Source organism: Pelomonas sp. CA6 (genome assembly GCF_022549225.1).
In the GTDB taxonomy this organism is placed as follows: Bacteria; Pseudomonadota; Gammaproteobacteria; order Burkholderiales; family Burkholderiaceae_C; genus Roseateles.
Genome location: NZ_JAKZFD010000007.1, coordinates 33,950 through 53,708 on the forward strand (window position 1 = coordinate 33,950; position 19,759 = coordinate 53,708).

General features: G+C 71.3%; 10 protein-coding genes. All 10 read left to right on the top strand.

All coding sequences use genetic code 11. The features are described 5' to 3' along the window. Positions 1-98: 98 nt before the first annotated feature. The 10 genes from modA (at position 99) to LZ017_RS12910 (ending at position 19,751) form a co-directional block, all read left to right on the top strand. Complete coding sequence (gene modA / locus LZ017_RS12865; RefSeq protein WP_241397233.1) at positions 99-854, top strand: molybdate ABC transporter substrate-binding protein; 756 nt, start codon at positions 99-101, stop codon at positions 852-854. 16 nt (positions 855-870) lie between these two features. Continuing rightward, a complete protein-coding gene (gene modB, locus LZ017_RS12870) occupies positions 871-1,557 on the top strand; it encodes a molybdate ABC transporter permease subunit (protein WP_241397234.1) in 687 nt (228 codons plus the stop codon). Positions 1,558-1,559: 2 nt separating this feature from the next. Then, positions 1,560-2,270: an ATP-binding cassette domain-containing protein gene (locus LZ017_RS12875; protein WP_241397235.1), complete on the top strand. Its 711-nt coding sequence runs from the start codon at positions 1,560-1,562 to the stop codon at positions 2,268-2,270. Between the two features lie 85 nt (positions 2,271-2,355). Further along, positions 2,356-3,180 carry a TOBE domain-containing protein gene (locus LZ017_RS12880; protein WP_241397236.1) on the top strand — a complete coding sequence of 275 codons (825 nt, stop codon included), beginning with the start codon at positions 2,356-2,358 and terminating at the stop codon, positions 3,178-3,180. A gap of 209 nt (positions 3,181-3,389) precedes the next feature. Next, entirely contained in the window at positions 3,390-12,788 is a 9,399-nt protein-coding gene (locus LZ017_RS12885; RefSeq protein WP_241397237.1) for an Ig-like domain-containing protein, read from the top strand. A gap of 104 nt (positions 12,789-12,892) precedes the next feature. Next, the gene (locus LZ017_RS12890; protein ID WP_241397238.1) at positions 12,893-14,338 is read left to right on the top strand and encodes a TolC family protein; all 1,446 of its coding nucleotides are present in this window, start codon (positions 12,893-12,895) and stop codon (positions 14,336-14,338) included. Then, a complete protein-coding gene (locus LZ017_RS12895; protein WP_241397239.1) occupies positions 14,335-15,129 on the top strand; it encodes an efflux RND transporter periplasmic adaptor subunit in 795 nt (264 codons plus the stop codon). The genes LZ017_RS12890 and LZ017_RS12895 overlap by 4 nt, the downstream gene beginning before the upstream one ends. A 6-nt stretch (positions 15,130-15,135) precedes the next feature. Beyond that, positions 15,136-16,461: an efflux RND transporter periplasmic adaptor subunit gene (locus tag LZ017_RS12900; protein WP_241397240.1), complete on the top strand. Its 1,326-nt coding sequence runs from the start codon at positions 15,136-15,138 to the stop codon at positions 16,459-16,461. Positions 16,462-16,513: 52 nt separating this feature from the next. After that, positions 16,514-18,622, top strand: coding sequence for an HlyD family efflux transporter periplasmic adaptor subunit (locus LZ017_RS12905; protein ID WP_241397241.1), 2,109 nt, complete (start codon positions 16,514-16,516; stop codon positions 18,620-18,622). 82 nt (positions 18,623-18,704) lie between these two features. Beyond that, positions 18,705-19,751: a nitronate monooxygenase family protein gene (locus tag LZ017_RS12910; RefSeq protein ID WP_241397242.1), complete on the top strand. Its 1,047-nt coding sequence runs from the start codon at positions 18,705-18,707 to the stop codon at positions 19,749-19,751. Positions 19,752-19,759 lie beyond the last annotated feature (8 nt).

Sequence of the window (19,759 nt, forward strand, 5' to 3'; positions counted from 1 at the left end):
GCACGCTCGATGGCGTCGGTTGGGCGTCTATCGTTATGTCATCTGATAAATTTCGGTGCCCGCCGGTTCGCGGCACACTGCTCCCCAGGAATCTGCTCATGACCTTGAAACGCCCGCTCCGTGCCCTGGCCCTGGCGCTGCTTGCCTGCAGCGCATGGGTGGCCCAGGCCGCCGAGGTGACCGTGTCCGCGGCCGCCAGCCTGACCCATGCCCTGCGCGAGATCGCGCCGCTGTACGAGGCCGCGCATCCGGGGCAGCGGCTGCAGCTGAACTTCGGCGCCTCGGGCGCGCTGCTGCAGCAGATCGCCAAGGGCGCGCCGGTGGACGTCTTCGCCAGCGCCGACCAGGAGACCATGGACCAGGCGCAGGCGCAGGGCCTGGTCAAGGCGGAGCAGCGGCGCGACTTCGTGTCCAACACCCTGGTCGTGATCGTGCCGGCCGCCGGCCGCGCGCCGGGCTCGCTGGCCGACCTGGCACGGCCGGGCTTCGCGCGCATCGCCGTCGGGCTGCCGGCCAGCGTGCCGGTCGGGCGCTACACCAAGTCCGTGCTCGATGGCGCGGGGCTGTGGGGTGCGATCGAGCCCAAGATGATCGGCGCCAACAACGTGCGCCAGGCGCTGGACTATGTGGCGCGCGGCGAGGTCGACGCGGGCTTCGTCTATGCCACCGACGCTGCGCTGATGACGGACAAGGTCCGGGTGGCGCTGACCGTGCCCACGCCCAAGCCCATCCGCTACCCGGTGGCGCCGCTCGCGCAGGCGCCCAACGCTGCCGGCGCGGCGAGCTTCGCGAAATTCCTGCTCGGCCCGCAGGCGCAGGCCGTGCTGGCGCGCTACGGCTTCGGCAAGCCCTGAGGACCAAGGAGCCGGCATGGATGCAGCCTGGGTCGCGCTGGCGCTGACGCTCAAGGTCGCGGGCTGGGCCACGCTGATCAACCTGGTGCTGGGCGTGGCGCTGGGCCACGCGGTGGCGCGCTGGCGCTTCCCCGGGCGCGAGCTGCTGGACGCCGCGCTGACCCTGCCCATGGTGATGCCGCCCACCGTGCTGGGCTACTACCTGCTGGTGCTGCTGGGCACGCAGGGCGTGCTGGGCGGCTGGCTGCTGCAGCACTTCGGCCTGCGGCTGATCTTCAGCTGGCAGGGCGCGGTGATCGCCGCCGCGGTGGTGGCCTTCCCGCTCGTGTACAAGGCGGCGCGCGCGGCCTTCGAGACCGTGGATCCGCAGCTGGAGGACGCGGCGCGCAGCCTGGGCCAGGGCGAGGTCGCGGTGCTGCTGCGCGTGTCGCTGCCGCTGGCCTGGCGCGGCATTCTGGCCGGGCTGCTGCTGTCCTTCGCGCGCGCGGTGGGCGAGTTCGGCGCCACGCTGATGGTGGCGGGCAGCATTCCCGGCAAGACCCAGACCCTGTCCATCGCCGTCTACGAGGCGGTGCAGGCCGGGCAGGACGACACGGCCAACTTCCTCGTCGCGGTGACCTCGGTCACCTGCATCGCGGTGCTGCTGGGCGCCGGCTGGCTGGCGCCGGGCCAGGTGCCCGGGCGCGGACCCCTGAGGCGCTGACGATGACACCGGTGTGGGACCTGGCGCTGCGCAAGCGGCTGGATGCGGGCGGCTCGCGCTTCGAGCTGGACCTGAGCCTGCGCAGCGACGCGCAGCGCGTCGTGCTGTTCGGTCCGTCCGGCGCGGGCAAGACCCAGGCGCTGCGCATGATCGCGGGCATCAGCCGCCCCGACAGCGGTCGCGTGGCCGTGGCCGGGCGGGTGTTGTACGACAGCGCGGCTGGCATCTCGCTGCCCGCGCGCGAGCGCCGCATGGGGCTGGTGTTCCAGGACTACGCGCTCTTTCCCCATCTCACGGTGAGGCAGAACATCGCCTTCGGCCTGCGCCGCGGCTGGCTCAATCCACGCCGCGGCGAACGCGCTCCCGAAGTCGAACGCTGGATCGAGGCGCTGCGCCTGCAGGCGGTGGCCGAGCACCACCCGCACCAGATTTCGGGCGGCCAGCGCCAGCGCTGCGCGCTGGCGCGCGCGCTGGTCAACGCGCCGCGGGCGCTGCTGCTGGACGAGCCCTTCGCCGCGCTGGACAAGGGCCTGCGCGAGCGCCTGCGCCAGGAGCTGCTGGCACTGCAGCAGGCGCTGGCGCTGCCCATGATGCTGATCACCCATGACGACGAGGATGTGCGCGTGCTGGCGCAGCAGGTGCTGCCGCTGGACGCGGGCCGGGTCGCGCCGCAGGACGGCCGCGGGCTGGCCGCCGGGTCGGCGAGCGACTAGCGCCGGCGCGGCGCCGTGCAGCGGCTATGCTTCGCGCGCCGGCGTGGTCCGGCGGCGGCGCAACCTTTGGAGAAAGACAGCAGCGATGGCGCGCAGACGCGAGGCAGGTGGCGGCGGACTGGAGGTCCGCGGATCGCTGTGGATCAATGCCGGCCAGCAAAGCCTGGGCGGCCACGGCCGCATGGCGCTGCTGCGCGCGGTGGACGAGCAGGGGTCGATCACGCGCGCGGCCAAGGTCTTCGGCATGAGCTACAAGGCCGCCTGGGAGGCAATCGACACGATGAACCGCGTCGCCGGCGAACCGCTGGTCGAGCGCGCGACCGGCGGGCGTGGCGGCGGCTCCACGCGGCTGACCGAGCATGGGCGCCGTCTGCTGCAGCGCTATGGCCAGCTCGACGCGGCGCACCAGCGTTTCGTCGCGCTGCTCAGCGGCGAGGCCTTCGACCTGGCGGCCGACTTCTCCATCCTGAAGGTGCTGAACATGAAGACCACCGCGCGCAACCAGTTCCATGCCACGGTCAGCGCGCTGCGCGCCGGGGCCGTCAACGACGAGGTGGAGCTGACCCTGGCCGGCGGCGCGCGCCTGGTCGCCATCGTCACGCGCGAAAGCACCGAGGAGCTGGGCTTGCGCATCCAGCAGCCGGCGCTGGTGCTGATCCAGGCCGCCCATGTGCTGCTGGCCAGCGAGCTGGGCGAGGCGCGGGTATCGGCGCGCAACCGACTCGATGGCCGCGTGGCGGCGGTCCGGCCCGGTGCCGTCAATGCCGAGGTGACGCTGGAGCTGGATCAGGGCGGGCAGCTGAACGCCATCGTGACCGAGGCCAGCGTGAAGTCGCTGGGGCTGGTGCCGGGCGCGCGCGCGACGGCGCTGATCAAGGCTTCGGACCTGATCCTGGCCGTCGCGGCCTGAGCTTCTTGTTGGCCTTTTTCGTTTGATGTCCATCAAACGGCCATCGTTCGAGAGCCGTAACAGCGCTATCTGAGACGTGCGATGAGCGCACGGTGACCAAGACGCCCCGCCCGGAACGGGCCGAGTGCTCATGTCCACCCCCAGGAGCGGCAGGGCTGCGTGCTAGCGTGCGGCCTCCTCAATTTGCCGGCATCGGGGGAGAGCGAACCGTGGCGATCTGGAATAAGGCGAGCAAGCGCGCACAGCAGGACAGCAGCAAGACGGCGACCGCTCGCTCCCGGCTGCGCATGCAGGCCTTGGAGCCGCGCGTGATGTTCGACGGCGCGCTGGCGGCCACGGCGGCGCAGGTGCAGGGCGATGCGCTGCACTCGGTGGCGGAGCGCGCCGCGGTCGAGGCGGCGGCACGCGCGCCGCAGGCCGAACGTCTGGCCGACGCGCGCGAGGCCCTGGCCGCGCTGACCGCCCGCCCGGCGGATCAGAAGCAGGTGGTCTTCGTCGACGCCAGCGTGGCGCAGTACCGCAACCTGCTGGCCCAGATTCCGCCGGGCATGGACCTGGTGGTGCTGCAGCCCGGGCGCGATGGGCTGGGCCAGATCGCCGACTGGGCGAAGACCCACCAGGGCTATGCGGCGATCCACATCCTCTCTCACGGGCAGAGCGGAGACCTGATCCTCGGCAGCACCGACCTGACGACGGCCGCGCTGGACGGCCGCCAGGCGGAGCTGAGGGCCATCGGCCAGGCGCTGACGCAGGATGGCGACATCCTGCTGTACGGCTGCAGCATCGGCGCGGGCAGCACGGGCGCGGCCTTCGTGGGCGCGCTGGCGCGCTACACGCAGGCGGACGTGGCGGCGTCGACGGACGCGACCGGCGCGGCGCGGCTGGGGGGCAACTGGACGCTGGAGCGCAGCAGCGGGCCGATCGACGTGGCTGGGTTGGATCTGGGCTATGACGCCTTGCTGACGCGGCCGATCACGGGCGTCACGGACTTCGGCAACAGGGATGGTGCCAACTACGGGCTTCCGGCGGGGACTTCCTCGTACGTCATTCCCGATGTGAACGGTTGGGACTTCACGATGCAACTGGGCGCGAACTTCAACGGCAGCCAGACCGTGGACGTCTCGAAGCTCGGCTCGGTCTCGATCACGACGGTGAATTTCACCACCGACGGCTCGATTCCCATTGCCTACATGGGGGGCAAACCGAATGACGGCAGCCGCTTCACGCTGAACTCGATCGGCGTGGTGGTCAGCGGCTATGACGGCGGCATCACGGGGGGCAATCTCCAGCTGGTCGGCTATGCCAATGGCCAGGCGGTGTCCGGCGCGGTGCTGGTTTTGAACGTCGGAGACGCGGTTCAGAACAACGCCCCCTTCGTCGTCTTCAATGTCTCCGGCAATGCCGCGTTCCAGGGCATCGATTCGTTCCAGGTGACAGCGGTCAATGGTCATTCCGTATTGGGCTTGATTGGCATCGGGGCTATCGATGCCATCGACTTCGGCTTCGCGCCGACGCTGACCGCCAGCGGCGGCGCCAGCGCCTACAGCAGCGGCACGGGCACCCCGGTGGTGGTGGACAACGGCATCACGCTGAGCGACTCCGACAGCAGCACCCAGGCCAGCGCGACGGTGTCCATCACCGGCAACTTCCGCAGCGGCGAGGACGTGCTGGCTTTCGTCAACAACAACAGCACGACCTACGGCAACATCGTGGCCAGCTACAACAGTGGCACGGGTGTGCTGTCGCTGAGTTCCGCGGGCAAGACCGCCACGCTGGCGCAGTGGCAGGCGGCGCTGCGCGCCGTGACCTACCAGGACAGTTCGCTGTCGCCCAACACCGGCAATCGCACCATCAGCTTCGCGATCAATGATGGCCTCAGCACCAGCCTTGCGGTGACCAAGACCTTGACGGTGGCGGCCGACGCCGCGCCGGTGCTGGGCAACCTCAACGGTGACAGCGCCACCTTTACCGAGAAGGGGGGGCCGGTGAAGCTGGACGTCAACACCGCGGCAACGGTGACCGACAGCGACACGCCCAATTTCAACAACGGCAACCTGACGGTGCATGTATCGGCCAACGGCCAGGCCAGCCAGGACGTGCTGGGCGTGGACACCAGCGGCACCGTGTCGCTGAGCAACGGCACCAACGTGGGCAGCGCGGTCTTGGTGGGCGGTGTGACGGTCGGCGTGATCGCGAGCAATGGCGATGGCCTCAATGGCCATGACCTGGTCATCAGCTTCGGCAGCAACGCCACGCCGCCCCGGGTCGCGACCCTGGTCCGCGCGCTGACCTACAGCAACAGCAACACCAACGATCCTTCCGCTGCGACGCGCACCATCAACGTGAGCGTCAACGACGGGCGCGGCGGCACCGGCTCGGCCAACGTGACGGTGGCGATCGCGGCGGTCAACGATGCGCCGACGGCGAGCGCGACGGCCAGCAACCCGACCTTCACGATGAACGGCGCGGCGGTGACGGTGTTCAGCGGCGCCAGCGTGAGCGCGGTGGAGGCGAGCCAGAGCGTGACGGCACTGACGCTGAGCGTGTCGGGGCTGTTGGACGGCAGCAGCGAAATCCTGTCGGTGGACGGCAGCAACGTCGCGCTGGTCAACGGCAACTCGGTGACGACCAGCGGCAACGGGCTGAGCGTGACGGTCTCGGTCAGCGGCGGCACGGCCACGGTGAGCCTCACCAGCAGCGGCATTTCGGGCAGCACCGCCGCCAGCGTGATCAACGGCATCACCTACCGCGACAGCAATGCCAATGCGACGCAGGGCAACCGCGTGGTGACACTGACCAGCGTGAAGGACAGCGGCGGCACCAGCAATGGCGGCGTGGACACCACCGTGCTGGCGCTGGCGTCCACGGTGCGCGTGGCGGTGGTGCCGGTGGTGACGACCAGCGGCGGCAGCGCGGCCTTCGTGGCGGGCGACAACACCGCGTCGACGCCGGTGGTGGTGGACGGTGGCATCACCGTGACCGACGCGGCGAGTTCGACGCTGGCCAGTGGTACGGTGCGCATCAGCGGCAACTTCCAAGCCGGCGAGGACGTGCTGGCGTTCAGCAACACCAACAGCACGACCTACGGCAACATCGTCGCCAGCTACAACGCTGGAACCGGCGTGCTGACGCTGACGTCGGCGGGCAGCACCGCCACGCTGGCGCAATGGCAGGCGGCGCTGCGCGCGGTGACCTATACAGACACAGCGGTCACGCCCCAGGCGGCGACGCGCACGATCAGCTTCCAGGTCAACAACGGCAGCGATCCGAGCGCCACGGTCGTGCGCAGCGTGACGGTGACGCCGGTGGACCAGACGCCCATCGCGACGAGCAGTGGCGGCAGCGCGGCGTTCACGGCGGGCGACAACGCGGCGTCCACGCCGGTGGCGGTGGACCCGGGGCTGACGCTCAGCGACCTGGACAACGCGACGCTGGCCAGCGCCACGGTGAGCATCACCGGCAACTTCCAGAGCGGCCAGGACCTGCTGGGCTTCAGCAACAGCAGCGCGACCACCTACGGCAACATCGTGGCCAGCTACAACGCGGGCACTGGCGTACTGACGCTGACGTCCAGCGGTGCGACGGCGACGCTGGCGCAGTGGCAGGCGGCGTTGCGCGCGGTGAGCTACACGGACACGGCGGTGACGCCCAACACGGCGACGCGCACGGTGAGCTTCCAGGTCAACGACGGCACCAAGAGCAGCGCGGTGGTGAGCCGCAGCGTCAGCGTGGCGGCCACCGACCAGACGCCCATCGCAACGACCAGTGGCGGCAGCGCGGCGTTCACGGCGGGCGACAACACCGCGTCGACGCCGGTGCTCGTGGATTCGGGCATCACCGTGTCGGACCTGGACAGCAGCACGCTGCTCAGTGCGCGGGTGTCCATCACGGGCAACTTCCAGAGCGGCCAGGACGTGCTGGCGTTCAGCAACACCAACAGCACGAGCTACGGCAACATCGTGGCCAGCTACAACGCGGCCACGGGCGTGCTGACGCTGAGCTCGGCGGGCGGCACGGCGACGCTGGCGCAGTGGCAGGCGGCGCTGCGCGCGGTGAGCTACACGGACACGGCGGTCACGCCCAACACGGCGACGCGCACGCTGAGCTTCCAGGTCAACGACGGGGTCAAGGACAGCGCGGTGGCGACCCGGACGCTGACCGTGGCGGCCACCGACCAGACGCCCATCCTGGGGGCCAGCGGTGGTTCGGGCAGCTTCACGGTGGGCGGTGCGGCCGTGCCGGTCGACGGCGGCCTGACGCTGAGCGACCGCGACAGCAGCACGCTGGCCAGCGCGCGGGTGGCCATCAGCGGCAACTTCCACAGTGGCGAAGACGTGCTGGGCTTCGTCAACAACAACAGCACGCTGTACGGCAACATCGTGGCCAGCTACAACGCCGGCACGGGCGTGCTGACGCTGACCTCCAGCGGCGCGACGGCGACACTGGCGCAATGGCAGGCGGCGCTGCGCGCGGTGAGCTACACGGACACGGCAGCCACGCCCAACATGGCCACGCGCACCTTCAGCATGGAGGTCAACGATGGCAGCAAGACCAGCGCGGCGGTGAGCCGCAGCGTGGCGATGGCGCTGCCGGCGCCCGGCATTGCGGGGCTGACGGCGGGCACCGACACTGGCAGCAGCGCCAGCGATGGCATCACGGGCAACAACGCGCCCACGGTGGCCGGCACGGCGGTGGCCGGCAGTCTGGTGACGATCTATGTCGATGGCGTGGCGGTGGACACCACGCTAGCCAACGGGTCGGGGGCCTGGAGCTACAGCTTTGCCACGCCGTTGAATGACGGCACCCATGCGATCCTGGTCCAGGCCAGCCTGGGTGGCGTCAACAGCGCGCCGTCCGCATCGTTGCAGGTGACGGTGGACACAGCTTCGCCGAATGCCCCCGTGGTGACGGGGCTGAGCAGCGCGACCGATACCGGCAGCAGCGCCAGCGACGGCCTCACGGGCAACAACCAACCGGTGATCGTGGGCACGGCTGAAGCGGGCAGCACGGTGACCGTCTACGTGGACGGCGTGGCGGTGGGTACGACGACGGCCAATGGCAGCGGTGCGTGGAGCTATGCGCTGAGCACCGCACTGGCGGACGGCAGCCACAGCCTGCGCGCGACGGCCGCGGACCTGGCGGGCAACGTCAGTGGTCCATCGACCGCGCGCAACATCACGGTGGACACGGCCGCGCCCAACGCGCCGATGGTGACCGGCTTGAGCAGCGCGACGGACACGGGCAGCAGCACCAGCGATGGCACGACGGGCAACAACCAGCCGGTGATCGTGGGCACGGCCGAGGCCGGGAGCACGGTGACGGTCTATGTCGACGGCGTGGCCGTGGGCACGACGACGGCCAATGGCAGCGGCGCGTGGAGCTATGCGCTGAGCACGGCGCTGGCGGACGGCCACCACAGCCTGCGCGCGACGGCGACCGATGTTTCGGGCAATGTCAGCGGCCTGTCGGCGGCGCGGTCGATCACGGTGGACACGGCCTCGCCGAATGCCCCGGTGGTGACGGGGCTGAGCAGCGCGACGGACACGGGCAGCAGCGCCAGCGATGGCATCACCGGCAACAACCAGCCGGTGATCGTGGGCACGGCCGAGGCCGGGAGCACGGTAACCGTCTACGTGGACGGCGTGGCCGTGGGCACGACGACGGCCAATGGCAGCGGCGCGTGGAGCTATGCGCTGAGCACCGCACTGGCGGACGGCCACCACAGCCTGCGCGCGACGGCCACGGACCTGGCGGGCAACGTCAGTGGTCCATCGACCGCGTGCAGCATCACGGTGGACACGGCCGCGCCCAATGTGCCGGTGGTGATGGGGCTGAGCCCGAGCACGGACACGGGCAGCAGCGCCAATGACGGCCTGACTGGGAACAACCAGCCGGTGATTGTGGGCACCGCCGAGGCCGGGAGCACGGTGACGGTTTACGTGGACGGCGTGGCCGTGGGCACGACGACGGCCAATGGCAGCGGCGCGTGGAGCTATGCGCTGAGCACGGCGCTGGCGGACGGCAACCACAGCCTGCGCGCGATGGCGACGGACGCGGCGGGCAACGTCAGTGCGCCATCGGCGGTGCGCAACATCACGGTGGACACGGCCGCGCCCAACGCGCCGGTGGTGACCGGCTTGAGCAGCGCGACGGACACGGGCAGCAGCACCAGCGATGGCCTGACCGGCAACAACCAGCCGGTGATCGTGGGCACGGCCGAGGCCGGGAGCACGGTGACGGTCTACGTGGACGGCGTGGCCGTGGGCACGACGACGGCCAATGGCAGTGGCGCGTGGCGCTATGCGCTGAGCACGGCGCTGGCGGACGGCCACCATAGCCTGCGCGCGACGGCGACCGATGTTGCGGGCAATGTCAGCGGCCAGTCCGCAACACGCAGCATCACGGTGGACACGGCCGCGCCCAGCGCGCCGGTGGTGACCGGCTTGAGCAGCGCGACGGACACGGGCAGCAGCGCCAGCGATGGCATCACCGCCAATACGCAGCCGGTGATCGTGGGCACGGCCGAGGCCGGGAGCACGGTGACGGTCTACGTGGACGGCCTGGCCGTGGGCACGACGACGGCCGATGGCAGCGGCGCCTGGAGCTATGCGCTGAGCACGGCGCTGGCCGACGGCCACCACAGCCTGCGCGCGACGGCGACCGATGTCTCGGGCAATGTCAGCGGCCTGTCCGCGACACGCAGCATCACGGTGGACACGGCCGCGCCCAACGCGCCGGTGGTGACCGGCTTGAGCAGCGCGACGGACACGGGCAGCAGCGCCAGCGATGGCCTGACCGGCAACAACCAGCCGGTGATCGTGGGCACGGCCGAGGCGGGCAGCACGGTAACCGTCTACGTGGACGGCGTGGCCGTGGGCACGACGACGGCCGATGGCAGTGGCGCCTGGAGCTATTCGCTGAGCACGGCGCTGGCGGACGGCCACCACAGCCTGCGCGCGACGGCGACCGATGTTTCGGGCAACGTCAGCGGACCGTCGGTGGCGCGGTCGATCACGGTGGACACGGCCGCGCCCAATGCGCCGGTGGTGACCGGCTTGAGCAGCGCGACGGACACGGGCAGCAACGCCAGCGATGGCCTGACCGGCAACAACCAGCCGGTGATCGTGGGCACGGCCGAGGCGGGCAGCACGGTAACCGTCTACGTGGACGGCGTGGCCGTGGGCACGACGACGGCCGATGGCAGCGGTGCGTGGCGCTATGCGTTGAGCACGGCGCTGGCCGACGGCCACCACAGCCTGCGCGCGACGGCGACCGATGTCTCGGGCAATGTCAGCGGCCCGTCGGCGGTGCGGTCGATCACGGTGGACACGGCCGCGCCCAACGCGCCGGTGGTGACCGGCTTGAGCAGCGCGACGGACACGGGCAGCAGCGCCAGCGACGGCATCACGGCCAATACGCAGCCGGTGATCGTGGGCACGGCCGAGGCCGGGAGCACGGTGACGGTCTACGTGGACGGCCTGGCCGTGGGCACGACGATGGCCGATGGCAGTGGTGCGTGGCGTTATGCGCTGAGCACGGCGCTGGCCGATGGCCGGCACGGCCTGAGCGCCGTCGCGACCGATGCGGCGGGCAATGTCAGTGCGCCGTCGGCGACGCGCACCCTGGCCGTGGACAGCGTGGCGCCGGGCGCACCGGTGGTGACCGGCCTGAGCCCCGCCACGGACACCGGCAGCAGTTCCAGTGATGGCCTGACCGGCAACGCCCGCCCCGTGATCGTCGGCACCGCCGAAGCCGGGAGCACGGTCACGGTCTACGTGGATGGCGTGGCCGTGGGCACGACGACGGCCGATGGCCGCGGTGCGTGGAGCTACGCGCTGAACACGGCGCTGGCCGATGGCCGGCACAGCCTGAGCGCCGTCGCGACCGATGCGGCGGGCAATGTCAGTGCGCCGTCGCTGACGCGCACCCTGGCCGTGGACAGCGTGGCGCCGAACGCACCGGTGGTGACCGGCCTGAGCCCCGCCACGGACACCGGCAGCAGTTCCAGTGATGGCCTGACCGGCAACGCCCGCCCCGTGGTCGTCGGCACCGCCGAAGCCGGAAGCACGGTGACCGTCTACGTGGACGGCGTGGCCGTGGGCACGGCGATGGCCGATGACAGCGGTGCCTGGCGTTATGCGCTCAGCACGGCGCTGGCCGATGGAACTCATGGGCTGCAGGCCACCGCCACCGATGCGGCAGGCAATGTCAGCGTGCCGTCGTCGGCGGGATCGGTCACGGTGGACACCCGTGCGCCGAATGCGCCCGTGGTGACGGGCCTGAGCGCGGACACGGACACCGGCAGCAGCCACAGCGATGGCGTCACGCGCCATCCGCAGCCGGTGATCGTGGGCACGGCCGAGGCGGGCAGCCGGGTGACGGTGATCGTCGACGGTGTGGCGGTGGGCACGACGATGGCCGACAGCCGCGGCGTCTGGCGTTATGCGCTGAACGCGGCGCTGGTCGACGGTCGGCACGACCTGAGCGCGAGCGCCACCGACGCCGCCGGCAATGTGAGTGCCCCGGCCGCTTCGCTGGGCATCACCATGGACACGGTGGCACCGCGGCTGCAGTCGGTGCAGGCGCTTGGCGAACGCATGACCAGTGCCGACACACTGAGCTACGAGCTGGTCTTCAGCAAGCCGCTGAGCGGGCTCGCGACCGAGGCGCTGGAGCTGGTGAGCTCGGGGACGGCTCAGGGCCGTATCGCCTCCATCGAAAAAATCAGCGAAGGCCGCTATGTCGTGACGCTGACGGGCGTGCATGGCGATGGCGATCTGGCGATCGCGCTGAAGGCCGACGCGGTGGCCGACGTGGCCGGCAACCGCAATGCCCAGCGTGTGCTGGCTCCGGCGTATCAGGTCTACACCCCTGTCGTGCCGCTCTCTCGACAGGAGGCGGAACCGATCCGGAGCCCCGTCGCGGTGCTGTCCGACTTGGGCCCGATGCCGTCCGCGCTCCTGGATGCCCTGGCCGGCCTCGGTCATTCCAGGCTGTTGACGGAGATCGTGGCTCCCCCGGTGCTGGCCGAACTGGGCCATCCCGACCATGTGGGCCGGTCAGCGTTGCTGGGCCAGGATCGCTTCCACGTGGTGTCGATGGGGCCGTTCGATGTCATACCGCTGCCGGTGGCCGCCACTCCGGCGCCGGCGTCCCCCGCCGCCGAGGCACCGCGGCTTGCGCCCGATCCGGACCGCCAGGAGGCGCGCGTGAGCCAGGGCTCCGCCCAGGGCCTGCCGCCCGATGCCATCGCCCCGCGCGATGGCCGCTCGGGCCTGGCGATCCAAGTGCGCCAGGCCAACGGCCGCCCGCTGCCGGCCTGGCTGTCTTTCGACGCCCGGACTGGCCATTTCAGCGGCAGCCCGCCGCAGGATCTGGACGAAACACTGCGGCTGGAGCTGACTGTGCGCGACCCGGCCGGCAACCGCAGCGTTTCGCAGCTGGAGCTGAAGGTCGGCCCGCCTGCCCAGCAGGCAAGCCCGGACCGGCCCCACGCGCCATCGGTGCTGGGCAAGGAGGCGTTGCAGCAGCAGTTCCGCCAGCATGGGCAACAGGCTTTCGAAAATCAGGTGGCGCAATGGCTGCAATCCGAAGAGCTGACGGGCTGAGCCCGCCATCGCCACCCATTCCCATGTCCACCACAGAGACCCGCATGAACAACAAGCAACAAACAACAGGGGGAGCGTTCCGCCGCGTTCCGGCTTTGACCGCCGTGGCGACCGCCTTGGTATTGGCCGGCTGCGCGGTCACGCCGCAACCCATCGCCAGCGCCGAAAGCAAGGCCACGCTGGAGACGGACCGCCAAGCCATGTTCGGGGCGCAGGAACCGCTGAGCGGACCGGTGACGCTGGAGCAGGCCATGGAGCGCGCGCTGCGCCACAACCTGGACTACCGCGTCAAGCTGATGGAAGAGGCGCTGGCGCAGCGCCAGCTGGACCTCTCCAGCGTGGAGATGCTGCCCAAGCTGGCGCTGGCCGCCGGCTATCGCGGCCGCGACAACGACAACGCCTCGTCCTCGCAGAACGTGGCGACCGGCCAGCAGTCGCTGGTGCCGTCGATCTCCACCGAGCGCAACACCCAGAACGGCGACCTGACGCTGAGCTGGAACGTGCTGGACTTCGGCGTCAGCTATTACTCGGCGCAGCAACAGTCCGACCGTCTGCTGATCCTGGAGCAGCGCAAGCGCAAGGTGGCGCAGCAGCTGATCCACCAGGTGCGCGAGGCCTGGTGGCAGGCCGTCGGCGCGCAGCAGTTGGAAGGCCGCATCGACGCGCTGCTGGTCGAAGCCCACAAGGCGCTGGAAGACGCGCGCCAGGTGGAGCAGCAGAAGCTGCGCTCGCCGCTGGAATCGCTGAACTACCGCCGCCAGCTGCTGGACGTGGTGCGGCAGATGGGCATGATCCGCAGCTCCATGGCCCAGGCCAAGCCCAAGCTGGCCGCGCTGATGAACGTGACGCCCGGCACGCAGTTCCAGGTGGCGGTGCCGGAGAGCATGCCGGTGCCGGTGCTGAACCTCAAGCTGGAGCAGATGGAGGAGCTGGCGCTGCTGAACCGCCCCGAGCTGCAGGAGGCGCGCTACAACGAGCGCATCGGCACGGTCGAAACCCGCAAGGCCATCGCCAAGCTGCTGCCCGGGCTGGAGTTCAGCGTCGGCACGCACCATGACAGCAACAAGTTCCTGGTCAACAAGTCCTGGAGTGACGCCGGGCTGCGGGTGAGCTGGAACCTGCTGAACCTGTTCAGCGCCGGCCCGATCAAGCAGGCCGCGAAGGCCCAGCTGGACGTCGCCAAGGCGCAGCGTCTGGCGCTCAACATGGCCGTGCTGACCCAGGTGAACGTGGCCTATCTGGAGCTGCAGGGTCGCAGCCTCCAGTTCGGCCTGGAAAAGGAATTGAGCGAGGTCGAACAGCGCATCTACGTGCAGAACCGCAATGCCAGCGACAGCGGCGTGCAGGGCCGCCTGCCGGCCATCCTGGCCGACGCCAACGCGGTGTTCTCGTCGCTGCGCTTCTACCAGGCCTATGGCAGCCTGCAGAACGCCTACGGGCAGATGGGCGCCAGCCTGGGGCTGGACCCCAAACCCGGCCACCCCACCGGCTATGAGCTGACGGCGGGCGCCCTCGACATGGCGGCGCGGCAGACCGCGCAGGTGCAATGAGCGGCCGCATCCGTCAGGCGGCCGCCCGCGGCGCGCTGATGAAGGCCCTGGGCGGCGCGCTGGTGGCGCTGGGTGCGGCGAGCGCGCTGGCCGCGCCACCCGCTCCGCCACCCGCCGCGGCGCCGGCGGCGGCCAACGATGGCCGCATCCGCGTGCAGCTGATGGCGCGCCAGGCGGTCACGCTGTCGGGCGAGCTGTCGGCGAAGATCGCGTCGCTGCCGGTGCCCGAGGGCGGCGGCTTCCGCAAAGGCCAGGTGCTGGTCGAATTCGACTGCGACAGCTACCGCGCCCAGCTCGCCAAGGCCCAGGCCGCACAGGAGGCGGCCAGCCAGCTGCTGGAGGTCAACCAGCAGCTGGTCAAGCTCAACTCCGCCGGCACGCTGGAAACCACCCAGGCCCAGGGCCGCGCCAAGGAGACCGCAGCCGAGCTCAGCTACATGAAGACGGTGGTGAACAAGTGCGCGATCTACGCGCCCTTCGCCGGCCGCGTGGCGCGCCGCGTCGCGGCCGTGCACCAGTACGTGAGCCCGGGCAACCCGGTGCTGGACATCGTCGATGCCGGTCCGCTGGAGCTGCGCATGCTGGTGCCGTCCAAGTGGCTGGCGCAGCTCAAGCCAGGCAGCCGCTTCACGGTGGCGGTGGATGAGCTGGGCAGCAGCTTCCCGGCGCGCATCGAACGCCTGGGCGCGCAGATTGACCCGGTGAGCCAGTCCGTGCTCGCGGTCGGCGTAGTGGACGGCGCGGCGCCGGCGCTGCTGCCGGGCATGAGCGGCTGGGCCAGCTTCAAGTAGATTGGCATGACGGTATCCATGGACCGCAGCCGGGAGCTGGCCACCCTGCTGCAGCTGCTGCGCCGTGCCCGCGAGGCGCAGAGCGCCGAGCAGCTGGGCTTTGTCGCCGTCAACGAGAGCCAGCAGCTGCTGAGCTATCGCCAGGCCGCGCTATGGCGCGAGGGGCTGCACCGCCATGTGGGCGCCTTGTCGGGGCTGGCCGAGCTGGACCCGACCGCGCCCTATGTGCAGTATCTGGGCCGCCTGTTCCGCCATCTGGCCGCGGAGGCGGGCGCGAGCGCCGAGCCGCGCCGGCTGCAGGCCGATCATCTGCCCGAGGCGCTGAGCGCCGAATGGGCCAGCGCGCTGCCGGCGCAGGCGCTGTGGCTGCCGCTGGGCGGGCAGGGCGCGCTGCTGCTGGCGCGCGAGCAGCCCTGGAGCGATTACGAACTCAAGCTCGCCGCCGAGCTGGCGCATGGCTATGGCCATGCGCTGCTGCGCTTTGCGCCGCGGCGCAACTGGCGCGAACTGCTGGCGCAGTGGCTGCGCGGGCCGCGGCGCCGCTGGCTGCTGGCGGCCCTGCTGGTGCTGGCGCTGATGCCGGTGCGGCTGAGCGTGCTGGCGCGCGGCGAGGTGGTGGCGCAGGACCCGCAGCTGCTGCGCGCGCCGCTGAGCGGCGTGATCGACCGCATCCATGTGAGTCCCAACCAGCCGGTCAAGGCCGGCGACCCGCTGTTCGAGCTCGACGCCACCTCGCTGACCGGGCAGTACGCGCTCGCCGCGCGCGAACGCGAGGCCGCGCAGGAGAGCTTCCGCGCCAGTGCCCAGCTTGCGGTGACCGATGACAAGGGCAAGCTGGCGATGGCGCAGGAGCGCGCCAAGCTGGAAGAGAAGAGCATCGCCGCCGAGTTCACCGGCCGCGAGCTCAAGCGCCTGCAGGTCAACGCCCCCGGGGCCGGCGTGGTGGTCTTCTCGGACCGCAACGACTGGCAGGGCAAGGCCGTGGTGGTGGGCGAGAAGGTGATGACGCTGGCCGATCCGGCGCGCGTCGAGCTGGCCGCCTGGATGCCCGCCGCCGAGGCGATCGACGTGGCGCCGGGCGGACGCCTCACGCTCTATCCCAACGCCTCGCCGCTGCAGTCCTACGAAGCCGAAATCCTGCGTGTGGCCTACCGCGCCGAGCCGGTCGAGGGCGGCCTGCTGGCCTATCGCATCCAGGCCCGCTTTCTCGACGGCGCGACGCCGCGGCTGGGGCAGATGGGCACGGCGCGCATCCAGGGCCGCTGGGTGCCGCTGGCCTACCATGCGCTGCGCCGGCCCCTGACCGCGCTGCGCCAGTGGCTGGGATGGTGAGCATGGCGAGCCGGACCGCCGCCCACGGGCAGGCCTGGCGCGGGGGCGCCCGGTGAGCGCCCGCAAGCTGCCCGCGCTGCGCCAGGAGCTGACCCTGCACCCCGGGCCGGTGCAGGCCGACGGCTCGCCCAGCTGGACGCTGCACGACCCCTGTGCCAACCGTTTCTACGAGCTCGGCTGGGACAGCTTCGAGCTGCTGTCGCGCTGGTCGCTGGGCGAGGTGCCGGCGCTGCTGCGGGCGGTCCACGCGCAGACCACGCTGCGGCTGGACGAGGACGATGTCGACGCGCTCATCCTCTTCCTGTCCCGCCACCAGCTGCTGCAGGCCGCCACGGTCGAGCAGAGCGACTGGCTGTGGCGCCTGCGCCAGGCCAACCGACCCGGCGCGGCGATGTGGTTGCTGAAAAACTACCTGTTCTTCCGCGTCCCGCTGCTGCGCCCGGAGGCGCTGCTGGACCGGCTGGCGCCGCTGCTGTCTTTCGTCTTCCATCCCCGCTTCTGGCGCGCGATGGGTCTGGTGCTGCTGCTGGCGCTGGGCCTGGTGTCGCGGCGCTGGGACGAGTTCACCCACACCTTCTCGGCCTACAGCGGGCTGGGCGCGGCGCTGGGCATCGGCCTGTCGCTGAGCCTGGCCAAGATCCTTCACGAGCTGGGCCACGCGCTGACGGCCCGTCGCTTCGGCTGCCGCGTGCCGGCGATGGGCGTGGCCTTCCTGGTGATGCTGCCGGTGCTCTACACCGACACCAACGATGCCTGGAAGCTGCGCTCGCGGCGCCAGCGCCTGCTGATCGGCGGCGCCGGCATGCTCGCCGAGCTGCTGCTGGCCGTCTTCGCGACGCTGGCGTGGAGCTTCCTGCCCGACGGGCCGCTGCGCGCCGGGGTCTTCCTGCTCGCGACCACCACCTGGGTGGCCACGCTGGCCATCAACGCCAGCCCTTTCATGCGCTTCGACGGCTATTTCCTGCTGTCGGATGCGCTGGGCATGCCCAATCTGCACCAGCGCTCCTTCGCGCTGGCGCGCTGGCAGCTGAGGCGCGCGCTGCTGGGGCTGGACGATGCGCCGCCCGAGCATTTCCCCGCGGCGCGGCGGCGTGGCCTGGTGCTGTTCGCCTGGGCCACCTGGCTGTACCGGCTGGTGCTCTTCCTGTCCATCGCGCTGCTGGTCTATCACCTGTTCTTCAAGGCCCTGGGCCTGCTGCTGATGCTGGTGGAGCTGGGCTGGTTCATCGCGCGCCCGCTCGCCGGCGAGCTGAGGGTGTGGTGGCAGCGGCGCGACGAGTTGCGCTGGGGCCGCGCGACGCGGCGCAGCGCGGGTGTCGTGCTGGCCGGCGCGCTGGTGCTGGTGCTGCCCTGGCGCACCGGGGTTTCGGAGCCGGCCGTGTTGGGCGCGCTGCAGTCGCAAGGCCTCTATGCGCCGGCGGCGGCGGAAGTCCAGGAGGTGCTGGTGCGCGAAGGCCAGGCCGTCGCGGCCGGCGCGGTGCTGGCGCGGCTGCGTTCGCCGCAGCTGGAGGCCCAGCTGGCGCTGGCCCAGGCCCGCGAGCGCGACTTCGCCTGGCAGGCCACGCAGCAGACCCTGCATCCGGAGCTGCAGCAGCGCGCCTCGGTGGCGAAGACGCAATGGGCGGTGGCGCAGGAGCAGGTGGCGGCTCTGCAGCAGCAGGCCGCGCGCCTGGTGCTCAGCGCGCCCTTCGCGGGCCGCGCGGTCGACCTCAGCGAGGCGCTGCGCGCCGGCACGGTGGTGGCCGAGGGCGAGCGCCTGCTGGACCTGATCGCGCCGCAGGGCGTGCGCGGAGAGGCCTATGTGGGCGAGGCGGCGCTGGCCGGATTGAAGGCCGGCAGCCCGGTGCGCTTCGTCGCCAACAGCGGTGAGCACGCGGCGCTGAACTGCCGCCTCGGGCCGGTGGACCCGTTGAACCTGCCGGTGCTGGACGCGCCGGTGCTGGCCTCGGTCTACGGCGGACCGATCGCCGCCGAACAGCGCGAGCGCGGCCTGGTGCCGCTGGCCGCCACTTTCCGCGTGCGGCTGGAGCACTGCGAGGCGCACGCGGCGCCGCTGCGCGAGCAGGCGGGCGTGGCGCGCATCGAGGGCGAGCGCGAAAGCCTGCTCGGGCGCGGGTTGCGCTGGCTGGGAGCTTTGCTCAGGCGCGAAGCGGGCTTGTGAGCGTGGCCCCGGCCGCGCGGCGGCTGCCATGCCGCCGCGAAGCGACTATGCTGGGCGTCTTGCCCGCGCGAAGGAGGACTCCATGAACCGGCTCCAATCTCTGTTGGCCGCGGCACCGGTGATCCAGGCGCCCATGGCCGGCTCGCAGGACGCCGCGCTGACGCTGGCCGTCAGCGAGGCCGGCGCCCTGGGGTCGCTGCCCGCGGCGATGCTGACCCCGGCCCAGCTGAAGCTGCAGCTGGAGATGCTGAAGGACCGCACGCCGCAGCCCTTCAACCTGAATTTCTTCGCGCACACGCCGCCACAGCCGGACGCGCAGCGCGAGGCCCATTGGCGCGGTCTGCTGGCGGGCTATTACGCCGAGCAGGGGCTGCGGCTCGACGACATTCCGTCCGGACCCGGGCGCCAGCCTTTTGGCGAGGAGACCCTGGCCCTGGTCGAGACCTATCGCCCCGCGGTGGTCAGCTTCCATTTCGGCCTGCCCGCGCCGGAGCTGCTGGCGCGTGTGAAGGCCAGCGGCGCGCTGGTGTTCTCCAGCGCGACCACGGTGGAAGAGGGTGTCTGGCTGCAGGACCATGGCGCTGACGCGGTGATCGCGCAGGGCCTGGAGGCCGGCGGCCACCGCGGCCATTTCCTCAGTCCGGACCTGAGCCTGCAGCAGGGCCTGTTCACGCTGCTGCCGCAATTGGTCGCGACGCTGGACCTGCCGGTGATCGCCGCCGGCGGCATCGCCGACGCGGCCGGCGTGCGCGCCGCGCGGGCCTTGGGCGCGGCGGCGGTGCAGGTGGGCACGGCCTATCTGCTGTGCGACGAAGCCAAGACCAGCGCGGTTCACCGCGCCGCGCTGGCAGACAGCACGCGGCGCCGGCATACCGCGCTGACGCATCTGTTCAGCGGCCGACCGGCGCGCGGCATCATGAACCGGCTGATGCAGGAGCTGGGACCGCTGGGCGAGGGACCGCCCGCCTTCCCGCTGGCCACCGCGGCGATCGCGCCGCTGCGCGCCGCGGCCGAGGCGCGCGGCTCGGACGAGTTCTCGCCGCTGTGGGCGGGCCAGAACTGCAGCGGCAGCCACGGCGGCCCGGCCGCCGAGCTGACGCGGCGCCTGCTACGCGCCTGGCCGGACTGAGTGCCTCT